We start from the raw sequence: 12,615 nt of genomic DNA, 5'->3' as shown, positions 1-12,615 counted from the left end.
CGACGCCCGGACGAGCGGGGGGGTTGGTGGAGCGCCCTACTCCTGCGGCTCGGGCGAGTCCTGCTGAGGAGCTTCACGGTCAGCGACAGCGGTGTCGATCGCCGCCGCCTGCTCGGCCTCGACGACCGCCGCCGCGTCTTCGCGGGCCTGAATGCCGAGGCGCACGCCGGTGCCGACCACCCAGACGAGAAGCAGGGTCTGGCTGAGGGCCGCGGCGACTCCGCCGCCGACGACCCATGCCCAGTGCCCCGTCGTCTCGGGAGCACACGTCTCGTAGCTGAGGCACGAGGCAAGGTCGACGCGCGGCCACCCGAACCCGATGGCGGCGGCACTGCACAGCAGGCCGACGAGGCCGACGAGCATGTAGGAGAAGAGGGAGTTGTCGGCTTTCGCAGTTGTGGACACCAGAGATTGATATGTCATTGACCGCGGGTCCGTCACCTTGATCGCGAAGTTGGCTCCCTCAGGCGGGAGCTTGGCGCGTGCGCGCGACGCGCGGTACCAACGGCAAGAGGCCGGCTCCCGAACTGGGAACCGACCTCTGACCTGCATGAACGCTGGTGGACGATACTGGGTTTGAACCAGTGACCTCTTCCGTGTCAAGGAAGCGCGCTACCACTGCGCCAATCGTCCGTGTGGAGTTGTGGTGTGGTGCTGTGGAGGTGGGTACGGGATTTGAACCCGTGTACACGGATTTGCAGTCCGTTGCCTCGCCTCTCGGCCAACCCACCATGCTTCTGGCTGGAGGTCGGGCGGTAGGCCCAGGCCCTTCAACACTGACCTCTCCGAGCGGACAACGAGACTCGAACTCGCGACCTCAACCTTGGCAAGGTTGCGCTCTACCAACTGAGCTATGTCCGCTTGCTTGCTCCGTCCCGGCGCCTTGCGGCTCCGTTTCTGAGTGCGTGAGAACAGTAGCCGATGCCTCGGGTGAGGCCCAAACCGACCCCCGCGTCGTCGTGTCGCTCGCACGGTGGCTCCGTCCACGCGGCTCGAGTCCCGTTGGTCGAGCCGGCGAGCGCCAGCGAGCCGAGTCGAGACCACCGGGCGGGCCGGACTCCCTACAGTGGCGTCCATGCGCGCCTGGATCGACGGACACCTGCTCGACGACCCGGACGGCCCCGCGGTGAGCGTGGTCGACCACGGCCTGACGGTCGGGGACGGCGTCTTCGAGGCGGTCAAGGTGGTCGACGGGCGGCCGTTCGCGCTGGGTCTGCACCTCGAGCGGCTGCAGCGCTCTGCGGCGGGACTCGGACTGCCGGCGGTCGACCTCGCGCTCGTGCGCGAGGGCGTGGACGCCGTCCTGTCCGGCCAGGACCTGACGCTCGGCCGGATCCGGATCCGGGTCACGGTGACCGGCGGTCCGGCCCCGCTCGGGTCCGGGCGCGGCGAGCACCCCCCGACCCTGGTCGTCGTCGCCGCGCCGATGGACCCGACCCCCGACACCACGAGCGTCGTCACCGTGCCGTGGCCGCGCAACGAGCGCGGCGCGCTCGCCGGGCTGAAGACGACGTCGTACGCCGAAAACGTCGTCGCCCTGGCCGAGGCCCGCCGCCGCGGCGCCACCGAGGCGATCTTCGCCAACCTCGCCGGCCACCTGTGCGAGGGCACCGGCTCCAACGTGTTCTACGTCGTCGACGGCGAGCTGCGCACGCCGACGCTGGCGAGCGGTTGCCTGGCCGGCGTCACCCGCGCGCTGCTGCTCGACTGGTACGGCGGGCGCGAGGTCGACGAGCCGATCGGCGTCGCCGAGGCCGCCGACGAGGTGTTCCTCGTGTCGACGACGCGCGACGTCCAGGCCGTCACGCGGTGGGGCGAGCGCGAGCTCCCGGTCGGTCCGCTCACGCAGGACGCCGCCGCTGTGTGGAGCGCGCGCGAGCCCGAGCTGCTCGGCCGTTAGCGGCTCAGGGTCGGGGCAGCAGCGAGGCGACCAGGCCGTCGACGTCGACGGCCTCCTCGCCCGGCCGAACGGTCAGCCAGGTGCGCCCCAGGAACGACAGCAGCTCGCTGACCCGGGCGTCGACGCGCAGCCGGCCCTCGGGGGAGTGGAACACCATCCGGACGACGGCGCGGCCCTCGTCGTCGACGTCGGGCCGCAGCCGGATGTCGCCGTCACCGACCGGCTCGCAGATCCCGCGTGTCAGCAACGAGCGCGACACCACCCACGGCACCTCCCCAGAAGGCACGTGGAACGTCACCTGGACGGCGTACGGATCGTCGGCGTCGTAGGCGAACGTGGCCATGAACGCCATCGGGCGTCCGAGCTCGTCGTCGCAGTGCAGGGCGATGTCAGCGGTGACCGCGGGAGCAAGCGGTGGTGGCGTCATGGGAGCAGTTCCTCGTCCGAGTGAGGGCCAGGCGTCGGGGACAGCGCTGTCCCCTCCCTGACAGAGACGCATCCGGGCGCCGATCGGTTGCCAGATCGACCCAACTATTTTTGGCCGGCCGCGTTGGGGACCACCGGGTGGGAGCAGTCGGTGGTCATGCGTTAGAGTCTGCGACTGCACCCGGGGCGATTGGCGCAGTGGTAGCGCGCTTCGTTCACACCGAAGAGGTCACTGGTTCGAACCCAGTATCGCCCACCCTATTTGCGCAGGTCAGAGGCATGTTTCCCCGATCGGCTTCCACTTGGGGAACTATCAGGGAATAGTGGAGTCCAACACCTGCGCTGTCTGAACCCAGGTTCGCGGCTTCTGCGAACGGTGCGCTGATCAGTGCGCCGGTGGCGTCTTAATGCTGGCTCGTGAGCGGGTACGCCAACCAGATGTCGTACCCCTCGAGGCGCGTCAGCGAGGCGCTGATGCCGTCAGAGCAGAAGACTCCTGGATCTTCGCAACTCGAAGACCGCCACGGGTCCCAGAGCTGTTCTTCGAGCTAGCCGGTGACCTCGTCGAGGTCACCAAGGCAAGGTACGGAACGAGGTCGTCCGGACACTTGATGAGAGCATCGTGGAGCCTGTCCGGCATTCCCGGGAGGTTATGCCCCCATCGATGGAATCGCATCGCTCAATGGACCTTCGGAAGACCTGCACCTGCATCGGTGTCAGAGCTCGGTCGCTGATAACGGATTCGGATACGTCCTCGGGACTGACTGTTCGGCGAAGTGGTGGTGCCCGAGTGGATGGGCGTACTTGCCCCGTCAGCGTCGCCGACTTCGTTTGCAGTTCGGCCATCTGATGTCGGACCCTTGACATACGGTGCGCGGGTGACGACAGATCTGACCCTGTGGGTCGCCGACCGCCTCGATGCCTCCGACCTTGACGACGAGGTCGGGCTTGTAGTCCTCGCTGCGCTCGAGAGCGACACCGCGCTGGACGCTTACCTCGAGGAGGCCACCGAGCCCGAGTCAGTCAAGGAGTTGTTGACCAGCGGCGGCGCGAGTGCTCCGGCGCCGGTCGGGGCCTACCTGAGCTCGCTGCGCGTGCAGGGTTTCCGCGGCATCGGTGCCGAGGTGATCGTGCCGCTCACCGCCGCTCCGGGCCTCACGGTGATCGCGGGGCGCAACGGATCAGGCAAGTCGAGCCTGGCCGAGGCGCTCGAGCTGCTGCTCACCGGAGGGACCTACCGGTGGAAGAACAAGCCGGCGATGTGGCGCGAGCAATGGCGCAACCTGCACACTCCCGACCCAGCTTCGGTTGTGCTCGAGGTCGCTAGCGAGGGTCGCGAGCCCGTCACGCTGTGCACCACGTGGGAAGACGGTGTCGACGACGTCGACGCGCGCACCACCTGGGCACAGACCAAGGGGTCCAAGCGTGTGGCCGGCGACGACCCGCTCGGCTGGCACGCCGCACTGGAGACCTACCGACCGATCCTGTCGTACGACGAGCTCGGCGGTCTGCTCGAGTCGGGGCCGAGCCAGCTCTACGACGCGCTCGCTACCGTGCTCGGCGTCGAGCAGCTCGCCGACGCTCTCAAGCGCCTCCAGGTGCGCCTCAAGACGGCGAAGGCGCCCGGAACAGATCTCGACCGTCGTCGCAAGGATCTCGTCGTGCGAGCCAAGAACGTCGCCGACGAGCGAGCCGACCGTCTCGTCGGGCTGTTGGCCAAACGGGGCGGCCCTGACGTCGAGGCCGTCACCGGGTTGGTCACCGGGATCGAGCCCGTCGCTGACGGACCGGTGGCGGCGCTTCAGACGCTCACCCACCTACGGCCGCCCGACGAGGCGATCGTGCTCCGGGCAGCCGCCACCCTGCGCAGCGCCGTCGAAGCCCTGGCCAGTGCTGGCGAGACGGTCTCGCAGCGCACCCGGGACCGGCTCGACGTGCGCCGTCGGGCCCTGACGGTCCACGAGGCCCACGGCGACATGTCGTGCCCGGTCTGCGACACCGGCAACCTCGATGACACCTGGGCAGCCACCGCGCGCGGCCATCTCGCCCGCGCTGACGAGGAGCACGCCGATCTTCTCCGGGCGACCGCCGATCTCCGCGCCGCCCGCGACGTCGTGCGGCGATTGCTGGCGCCGCGCCCTCGTGCGCTCGACGGGGCGCCGCTCGACCGACTCGACGACGTCGTCGCCGCCACGCGGACGGCTTGGGACGCCTGGGTGTCCGACGTGCCCGCCGGCGACCTCGATCTCGCCGACCGGCTCACCACCGGTCTCACCGACCTCGAAGCTGTCACCGAGATCCTTCGCGCCGAGGCAACCACTGCGCTCCGCGAGCTCGACGACGCGTGGTCGCCACTGGCCGCCCAGGCCGCAGCCTGGAGCGTCGACTTCGCCGGCTGGCGGACCGGCGCTGACGCGCGCGCCCGGCTCACCGCCGCGGAGTCGTGGCTCAAGGCCACTGACACCGTCGCCAAGAACGAGCGCATCAAGCCCATCGCGGCCGAGGCCCGCGCGGCCTGGGCCAAGCTGCGCCAGGAGAGCAACGTCGAGCTCGGCGAGCTCACGCTCGAAGGCACCGCTACCCGTCGCCGTGTCGAGATCCGCGCGTCCGTCGACGGGCACGACACTGGTGCCCTGCCGGTGATGAGTCAGGGCGAGCTGCATGCGCTGGCGCTCGCGCTGTTCCTGCCACGGGCCACCACGTCCGCCTCGCCGTTCCGTTTCGTGGTGCTTGACGACCCCGTCCAGGCGATGGATCCTGCCAAGGTCGAGGGTCTCGTCGAGTTGCTCGCCGACCTGGCCCGCACCCACCAGGTGATCGTGTTGTCGCACGACGATCGGCTGCCCGCCGCCGTACGCCGACTCCAGGTCAGCGCCCACGTGCTCGAGGTCTCTCGTGGCACCGACTCGACGGTGCAGGTCGCCACCCTCGGCGACCCCGCGGCCCGCTACCTCGACGACGCCTATGGCCTCGTGCGCGACAGCGGACTGCCCGACGACACCATGCGGCGCACGCTCCCTGGGCTCCTGCGACTCGCGGTCGAGTCGGCTGCGCGCGACCGACTCGTGGCTACCCGGCTCGCGCGTGGCGAGAAGCTCGTCGAGATCGAGGACCTCTGGTCGCGCCACCGCAAGACCGGCGAGCGAGTGAGCCTCGCGATCTACGATGAGGTCCGCAGCCTCGACGGGTGGCTGCGCGCGCCCTACCGCAAGCAGGCGCTCGGGTGCGCCACCTCGGCACTGCACCAGGGACTGCGTCCGCAGACCGACCCGACCGACGCGGTCTACGACACGCGGCGCATGGTCGCCGACGTCCGGTACGGCACGAAGTGACCGCTCCCGCCCTCGCGCTGCTCGAACGCGCTGACGACCTCCTCCGTGGCCCCTCACCACACCGTGCGCGGTTCGCCTGCTGGATCGCACGGTCGTCGTTCGAGCTGTTGGTCGCGGGCCTGCTTGTACAGCGTGACCTCGACCCGGGGAGTGCGTCGATGCGCACACGTCTCAGTTGCCTCCAGGTCGCCTATCTCGACCGTCCCGAGGTCGCTGCCCGAGCCGACTACATCTGGGCTCGGCTCTCGCAGGCGTGTCACCAGCACGCCTACGAGCTTGGGCCGACGGTCCACGAGGCTCGCGGACTCGTGGCACGGGTGGTCGATCTCGCTGGCGTGATCCGGGTTTCCGTCGAGGTAGACGCATGATCAAGTAGCTGCCTCTTGTAGGGGAGGAACGATGACGGACGTGGTGGTACCGCTGGAGCGACCCGTGCTCTCTGCTCAGCTGCGCGCAGAGATCAGCGACCAGTGGTCGTGGGCGTCGTCCGCGGCGCGTATCCCGCAGGTGACGTCACTCTTCGTCACGGTGTCGGCGGAGGTTGCGGCTGCCGAGGTGCGTGTGGTGCTCCGTTATGGCGACGAGGTGCTCGGATCGACGGTGGTGCACCAGGGGGTGCTACTTGCGGGGGACACAACTTTCGGCCGGGTCAACGTTCGGCTCCGACCGCGGGCGATGGCGCTTGTGGACGAGCGTCTCGATGCCGAGTGCGTCGTCGTGGTCGTCGACACCTCAGACGGGCGGGAGCTCGCCCTGCTCGAGCGGGCCGTGGACGTGCAGCCACGCGACCTGTGGTTCTGGGCCGGCGAGCCACGGCGTGCCGAGCAGGTCGCGCAGGCCGAGCGCCTTGAGACTGAGCTGCGCGCGCAGGTCCAGACGGCACCCGACGACGCAGCGGCCGCCATCCTTCACCGGCACATTGACGAGGTCGTGCACCAGCGACGGGTGCTCGCTTACGACAACACCGAGCTTGCTCGATCACTCTTGGCCTCGTTCGTGCGGCCCAATCACCCGGACGTGGCGGCGCTCGCGCGCGAAGCGGCCGAGGTGCGCGGACGTCAGGGCGGTGATCCAAGGTTCTCCGCCTTTCAACTGCCCGACCCGGCCGAGGCCGAGGAGGCAGTCGAGCAGTCTGTGACCGCCATTTACGACGCGTTCGTCGCACGCCGGATTGCTTACTCCGAGTTGCCTCCGGGGTGGGACTACACAACGATCGGACAGCGCATCCGCGACCACGGCGACGTCGCTCGGGGTGGGCTTGGCACCTGCATGGACACGACCGTCCTGATGGCAGCGGTGATCGAGCACGTCGGACTCAATGCGGTGCTCGTGTTCGTCCCGGGGCACATCTTCGTCGGTTACTGGCGCCGCAACCCCGATCCCAGCGGGGTAACCCCAGAGTTGTACCCGGCCACCCCGGTGGTCTGGAATCCCGCCGACAAAGTCCGCCTCGTCGATGGCAGGTAGCTCGGCATCATCGAGACCACCGTCGCCACGGCAGGCAAGGACGTTTCCGCCGTTGACGCCCGTCTACACGCGTGTGCGGCACTCGCCGACGGGCTGACCCAGGACTTCGTGCAGTTCGTCGATGTCAAGGCCGCGCGCCGTGCCGGAGTCTCTTCACTCCCGGCCGTGCACGAGCGCGCCGACGGGGTGACCGAGGTGGTCGAGTACCGCCCCGGCGGTGTCGTTGCGCCGGTTGCCGAGATGACGGCGGCCGACCTCACTGCCGTGCAGCAGAGCCGGACCGTCGACGACCACCCGCCCCGCGACCGCACCTGGAAGTCGTCACTTTCAGCCTCGGCGCCAACAACGCGTTGCTCAAGCTCGGCACGGGTCCGGGCGTCCTGCCGTTGGTCCTGCCGCCTGCTGGGCTCGGCGTGCTCGAGGACAAGCTCAACCTCGACCTGGACCTCGACATCACGCTGGCCAGCGGCTTCGACATCCCCGATGTGCAGCGAGCCCGTGACTTCGTCAACGCCATGCAGCTTGATGACGCCGACCTGCTTGCCGACCTAGACCGGCGTCGCGTCCACGTTCACGAATGAGTGTCACTCGCAGCTCACCGGGTGCGGTGTCCCCAGCGAAGTTCGTCGCCGAGCTGCGTTCCATGGCTCGACGCGCCAAGGAGGCGCACGACGAGCGCGGCATGAACCCGCTCTTCTTGTGCGTCGGGCTGCTGCGCTGGTCACACAAGGCCGGGGCGATGGCCAAGGCGCCGCTGCTGCTCGTGCCGGTCAAGCTGACCCAACGCCGCACCAAGCACGAGTTCGGGCTCACCCTCGACACCGCGTCGCAGACGACGCCGAACGCTGCGCTCATCGAGTGGCTGCGTCGTGAGCACGGGCTGACAATCCCCGAGCTGGCCGAGCCGGCGTCCGACCGTGCGGGGCTCGACGTCGACGGAATCCTCGCCGACGTGCGACGCGCCGTAGCGGATCGCGGACTGCCGTTCGACGTGACCTCGGAGGCACGGTTCGCGCTGCTCGACTTGTCATCGTTCCGCATGTGGCAGGACCTGCACCGCCACGCCAACCAGTCTTGCGGCGGCCGCGCTTGCGACACCTGGTCGAGACGCCGACCGAGCCGTTCAACGATCCCGCCGCGTCCGCCGAGTCCGCGGCCGTCAACGAGGCGGTCGACCGGCTCGAGACGGCAATCCCGGCCGACGACACCCAGAAACCGCGGTCGTGTGGGCGCGCGAGGGGCGTACTATTGTGCTCCAGGGCCCGCCCGGCACCGGCAAGTCCCAGATGATCACCTCGATGGTGGCCGAATGCCTCCTCGGTGGCATGCGCGTGCTCTTCGTCGCCGAGAAGGGGACCGTCCTCTCCGTCGTGCAACGGCGGCTCGATGCGATCGGCCTCGCGCCGTTCACCCTCAACCTGCACCATGAGGGTCGAGCGCCGCTGAGGTGCGCGCTCAGCTCAAGGCGTCGCTCGGCGCCCGCGTCTCGGCGGACGAGCCAGCGATAGAGAACGCCCGGTGGCGGCTGCGCAATGCGCACTACGAGCTCGCGCACTACACCGACCGTCTCCACACCACCAACAGTGCCGGCTACTCCGCCTACTCAGCGCACGACGAGCTCCTGGTGCTCGGTGAGGGTGGGGCGCTTGAAGTGACCGACGAGCTGGTCGCGCACGGCGCCGGTCAGGTAGGGGTGGTCCGTGACGTCCTGTCGACGCTCCAGCCCCACACCTCTGCGGCCAGCGTCCGTGCTGACCGACGGGCACACCGGATGGCTAGCCGGCGTGCCCGTGTCAGCCGGGAGTGGGCTGTGCGAGGTCACGGGTCAGGATGCGGACCATCTCAGAGTGGTGCCTCTGTAACTGCTCAGCTCCCCAGGCCTCGCTCCTGGTGACTGACGCCATCCGCTGCAACTTGGGACTTTGAGTCTCGATCGTCGCCTGAAAGTTTTCTGCCTTTGCCTTCGGCAGGCTGTTGCTGAACTTGGAGTTGGCGCCGACGCTCACGAGCGCCAGGTTACCTAGGACGTGCAGCTGTCCGTCGTCGATGGGCTCTCCTGACTGCTGCTCGTCAGGGTGCTGAGGATAGAAGTGCTCGATTGAGTTTCGGTAAGTGAAGCGGAAACTCGACTGCGGGGCGTCCTGAAGGAGCAGGAAGTCCAGGTAGGTGAACACGATCCGGCTGATGCCGAACCCTGTCGGCTGGTTCGAGTCGAAGAATGCTTCTGCGACCTTGCCTCGTGCGTAGTCACGAAGCAGTGTCACCAGCTGGTCGCTCGAGACCTGCTCCGGGGTGGCCCCGGACAGACGCTTGAGCACAGTCGTGATCCAGTGCATGGTGCGCGGTGACGTATAGGTCACGCGCAGCATCGACTGAACCAGCAGGAGGTCACTCGTGACGGGGTCAATTTCGCCGTCCTCCTCGCCCTGGGTGCTGGTGCTGAAGAGGTTGACGTAGCCCGGGGTGGGCCGGCCCTTCGATTGCCTTTTGATCAGCCGCTGCAGGGACCAGTCACCGTCTTCGCCGTTGGTAGCAGTGAACTGGCGCTTGACAATGAACGCGTCGAATAGGTTACGGCAGCGGAGGAGGTCGAATGCGAAGCGGCGTACAGGGTCTGCGCCTGCGGCGGCAATCACGGCGTCAAAGCGGCTAATTAGCCGTTTGTCGTCGAGTTGGCGCTCCTCCTCGGAGTCACCGGGAGCCGTGACCTGTAGGACATGAAGCAGGAAGGACGGGAACTCAATGGTGGACCGGAAGCGGACATTGTCCTGATCCTCCGTCGACTCCTCGGACCCGGATGCTGCGTATCGCAGCAACGCATCTTCGAGGCTGAGCGAGGTGCTGCCGGGTGCGCGCCCGGTGCTGGGTGCCGCGTCACCGTGCAGCTCCGCCAGCTCGGCGAAGGAGCTCTGCTTGAGCCATGACCAGCTGTCCCCGAACAGCCGCTGGCGCATGGCGGTGTCGCCGCGGGTGAGTGACATCTGCACATAGGTGTCCATGTCGGCACACGCGTCCCAGATCCATGCAAAGCACGACCGATCCGCTTCATTATCGAGCCGACTCATGAGACGTGCCTTGACTATGTCCACCTGCGTCAGCTGCTGGCCGCGGGTGTTCATTACCTCGAAGTAGCGGTTGAGGTCGGTGTGTCGTGGTAGCCCTGCCCTAACCAGGGTGACCTTCTCGCGCAGGAAGTCGGCGAACCGCGCGCGCTCCGCTCCCCGAATGTGCTGATCCATGAACTGGCGGATCACGTTGAATCCCTGGTGGATCGCAGAGTCCTCGTCGGCGGAGGACTCCGCAGTCGAGCCAGCGTGGCGCGACGTCGCGGTCGTGATTCGGCGTAGGGCACCGGTAGCGCGAGGGCGTGACTGATAGCGAAGGCGGTCGCTGTGGCCGGTCGGAGGCAACGTTCCGTCGCCAGAGAGGAAGGCCAGTAGCAGGAAGAGGGTGGTCAGCCGCTGCTGACCGTCGATGACCTCGTAGTCGGCCTGATCGATACCTCGACGGGTGACGATGAGGTTGCCGAGGAAGTACCCCTGCTGGCCCTGATCGCTGAGAGCGTCCCAGACGTCGCTGATCAACTGCTCGATCTGCTCGGCGCCCCAAGCGTAGTTCCGCTGGTAAACCGGCACGGTGTATGTCGCACTCGCGTCCGAGAAGAGATCGGCCACGGTGAGAAGTTCGGCGTGCAGGTCGGTCGTGCCCACTCAGGCCCCCAACTGCTTCAGAAGGTCAGTGAGTCCGCTCTCGTGACCCTCGGAGTACGCGCTGCTCACAGTAGGCAGCTGATACACGACGCGCCCGTTCGACGCGTTGCGCATCAGCGTGAAGGCAGACGGTCTGCTGTCCCCTCGACCCTGGTTGTCGATGGACCGGAACTGCACGCGGAGCATCGAGACCCGAAGGGAGTACGCCCAGGCGAACAGTCGGTCGCGAGCAGCGTCCAGGTCCTCGTCCCCGAACTTGTTGGTGTAGTAGAGAACGGCCGCCAGGTACAGCTCAGCGACGTATCTGTACCTGCTCCTGCCGGGCAATTCGTCGAGGGTCGTGGGGTGCGACGAGGCATACGGCTCCAGCTGGGTCGGGAAGGACTCACGACGAAGACGCGTCAGTTCCTCGCGCATGAACGTGACCATCTCGAAGAACGGCCGTCCGGCGGTCACAGGTGCGTCGAGCTGGAACCGGATCCTGCCGGCCTGTCTCTGACTGGCAGGCGACGACTCCTGGCGCCAGGACTGAAGGATTGGAATCGCTGCCTGGGCTGCGAGGTGGTATTTCGAGTTGGGTGACGATGCACTCGTCGGCGACAGACCTTTGAACATGCCGATGTCGCGCACCGAGAATGCTGGAGCACTGTTGCCCTGTGCCCAGCGTGCGACTCGAAACAGATAGACCGAGAATAGGCGGTTGAGTTCGTCAGCAGGAACGGACTCCCAGTCTTCGACCACAGCAATCATCGCGGCATCGCCTTCTCCGCGCATCTCCCGGAGGTGGTGCGCCTTCAGCAGGTCGTGCGGAGCCAGCGGCATCCCGCGGTAGTTCTGCGAGTCAAAGACACGAAAGGCCTCGTCGACGTCATTGGTGACGATGCGTACGACCTCGCACCGGTACCTGATGAAGTCGAGTAGGTCACTGCGGTCGTCATCAGACCAGGAGCTAATGCGGCGCTCGAGCGCTTTGAGCACTCGGGTCACCGGGCTGTCGGTATCGGTAGGAAGCGGTAGGTGGGTGGCCGGATTGAGATTGGACAGGATCATTCGCAGGGTAAGCAGTCGCTGCTGACCGTCGACGACATCAAGTCCGCCGTTGTTGCTGTGAAGGATGACGGCACCCAGGACGTATGAGCCGGTCCGGTGCTTCTGGGCGCCGAAGGCCTCCCGAACATCGTCTAGCAGCTGAAGCGCAGTCGGTGGCTCCCAGCTGTATGGACGCTGGTAGTGAGGGATGCGCAGAGCCTGCTGCATGAGCTCGCCGACCTGGATGGCAGTAACGCCGTTGGCTCTGATCGTCATCGCGCACTCCAGGTGATGTAGCCGGAAGCTGAATGCTATTAGCGCTCGCTGACCCGGTGCGCTAACCGTACGCGCGACGCCGGGGTCGCTCATCGACGCCTGTCTGAGCTCCGGTCGGTGCGTGACGCATATGTGAAGCGCGTGGTGGTGAGGTGGTCTAAGCGTCGGCGGCGCGTGGCATGGTCGACAGCGACCAGAGCGCGGCGGCTATCGTGCGCAGCTGGTCCATCGAATATGGGGCCGCGCCCCCGGCTCGGGATCTAGTCGTCGGGAGCCTGACCCGGGGCAACATCACGGCGCTCAGCGCGCTCGTCGGAACGACCAACGCATGTCGGATCAATGCGTCGCTCGTGCCAGGTGCGATCTCCATCCGGCCCAGCAGCTAGCCGTAGGCAGTGTCATGTCAGTCCCGATCGCGGCCGTGTTTCCCTTGACCTCGGCCACGATCATCTCGGTCTCGCGACGCGCACGTACA

The 12,615-nt window shown here is 67.3% G+C and carries 10 protein-coding genes and 4 tRNA genes; 6 read left to right on the top strand and 8 right to left on the bottom strand.

The window, feature by feature from the left end:
* Positions 1–36: 36 nt before the first annotated feature.
* From FE634_RS12350 to FE634_RS12335, 4 genes are all read right to left on the bottom strand, one after another.
* The gene (locus tag FE634_RS12350; protein ID WP_138876050.1) at positions 37–405 is read right to left on the bottom strand and encodes a hypothetical protein; all 369 of its coding nucleotides are present in this window, start codon (positions 403–405) and stop codon (positions 37–39) included.
* 153 nt (positions 406–558) lie between these two features.
* Positions 559–633: transfer RNA gene (locus tag FE634_RS12345), tRNA-Val, on the bottom strand.
* A 24-nt stretch (positions 634–657) separates the two neighbouring features.
* Positions 658–731, bottom strand: a tRNA-Cys gene (locus tag FE634_RS12340).
* A 57-nt stretch (positions 732–788) separates the two neighbouring features.
* Positions 789–861: transfer RNA gene (locus tag FE634_RS12335), tRNA-Gly, on the bottom strand.
* A gap of 214 nt (positions 862–1,075) precedes the next feature.
* On the opposite strand from FE634_RS12335, the gene FE634_RS12330 reads away from it, so the two are divergent.
* A complete protein-coding gene (locus tag FE634_RS12330) occupies positions 1,076–1,900 on the top strand; it encodes an aminotransferase class IV (protein WP_138876049.1) in 825 nt (274 codons plus the stop codon).
* Positions 1,901–1,904: 4 nt separating this feature from the next.
* Here the strand turns inward: FE634_RS12330 and FE634_RS12325 are convergent, their stop codons facing one another.
* On the bottom strand, positions 1,905–2,327 hold the full coding sequence (locus FE634_RS12325; RefSeq protein ID WP_170981542.1) for an SsgA family sporulation/cell division regulator: 423 nt from the start codon (positions 2,325–2,327) through the stop codon (positions 1,905–1,907).
* A 183-nt stretch (positions 2,328–2,510) separates the two neighbouring features.
* On the opposite strand from FE634_RS12325, the gene FE634_RS12320 reads away from it, so the two are divergent.
* From FE634_RS12320 to FE634_RS21870, 5 genes are all read left to right on the top strand, one after another.
* Positions 2,511–2,582 (top strand) — tRNA-Val (locus tag FE634_RS12320).
* A gap of 622 nt (positions 2,583–3,204) precedes the next feature.
* Positions 3,205–5,658, top strand: coding sequence for an AAA family ATPase (locus FE634_RS12315; protein WP_187366696.1), 2,454 nt, complete (start codon positions 3,205–3,207; stop codon positions 5,656–5,658).
* A 399-nt stretch (positions 5,659–6,057) separates the two neighbouring features.
* Positions 6,058–7,125 carry a hypothetical protein gene (locus FE634_RS12305; RefSeq protein WP_138876045.1) on the top strand — a complete coding sequence of 356 codons (1,068 nt, stop codon included), beginning with the start codon at positions 6,058–6,060 and terminating at the stop codon, positions 7,123–7,125.
* A 350-nt stretch (positions 7,126–7,475) separates the two neighbouring features.
* Entirely contained in the window at positions 7,476–7,706 is a 231-nt protein-coding gene (locus tag FE634_RS12300) for a hypothetical protein (protein WP_138876044.1), read from the top strand.
* Complete coding sequence (locus FE634_RS21870; protein ID WP_138876043.1) at positions 7,703–8,554, top strand: DUF4011 domain-containing protein; 852 nt, start codon at positions 7,703–7,705, stop codon at positions 8,552–8,554. Before FE634_RS12300 ends, FE634_RS21870 begins: the two co-directional genes overlap by 4 nt.
* Before the next feature lie 174 nt (positions 8,555–8,728).
* Here FE634_RS21870 and FE634_RS21640 read toward each other — a convergent pair whose 3' ends face one another.
* The 3 genes from FE634_RS21640 to FE634_RS12280 form a co-directional block, all read right to left on the bottom strand.
* Positions 8,729–8,854 carry a hypothetical protein gene (locus FE634_RS21640; protein WP_262347401.1) on the bottom strand — a complete coding sequence of 42 codons (126 nt, stop codon included), beginning with the start codon at positions 8,852–8,854 and terminating at the stop codon, positions 8,729–8,731.
* Positions 8,855–8,918: 64 nt separating this feature from the next.
* A complete protein-coding gene (locus FE634_RS12285) occupies positions 8,919–10,835 on the bottom strand; it encodes a DUF262 domain-containing protein (RefSeq protein WP_138876041.1) in 1,917 nt (638 codons plus the stop codon).
* On the bottom strand, positions 10,836–12,140 hold the full coding sequence (locus tag FE634_RS12280) for a DUF262 domain-containing protein (protein ID WP_138876040.1): 1,305 nt from the start codon (positions 12,138–12,140) through the stop codon (positions 10,836–10,838). It lies immediately after the preceding gene.
* Positions 12,141–12,615: the final 475 nt, after the last annotated feature.

This window comes from Nocardioides sp. S-1144 (assembly GCF_005954645.2).
GTDB lineage: Bacteria > Actinomycetota > Actinomycetes > Propionibacteriales > Nocardioidaceae > Nocardioides > Nocardioides dongxiaopingii.
Note: the sequence above shows the minus strand (reverse complement) of the source record. Positions and strands in the feature narration are given on the sequence as shown.

Bases quoted from the DNA above. Each gene is read 5' to 3' on its own strand.
- FE634_RS21870 (WP_138876043.1), top strand. From the start codon at position 7,703: ATGAGTGTCACTCGCAGCTCACCGGGTGCGGTGTCCCCAGCGAAGTTC.
- FE634_RS12330 (WP_138876049.1), top strand. From the start codon at position 1,076: ATGCGCGCCTGGATCGACGGACACCTGCTCGACGACCCGGACGGCCCC.
- FE634_RS12305 (WP_138876045.1), top strand. From the start codon at position 6,058: ATGACGGACGTGGTGGTACCGCTGGAGCGACCCGTGCTCTCTGCTCAG.
- FE634_RS12325 (WP_170981542.1), bottom strand. From the start codon at position 2,327: ATGACGCCACCACCGCTTGCTCCCGCGGTCACCGCTGACATCGCCCTG.
- FE634_RS12280 (WP_138876040.1), bottom strand. From the start codon at position 12,140: ATGACGATCAGAGCCAACGGCGTTACTGCCATCCAGGTCGGCGAGCTC.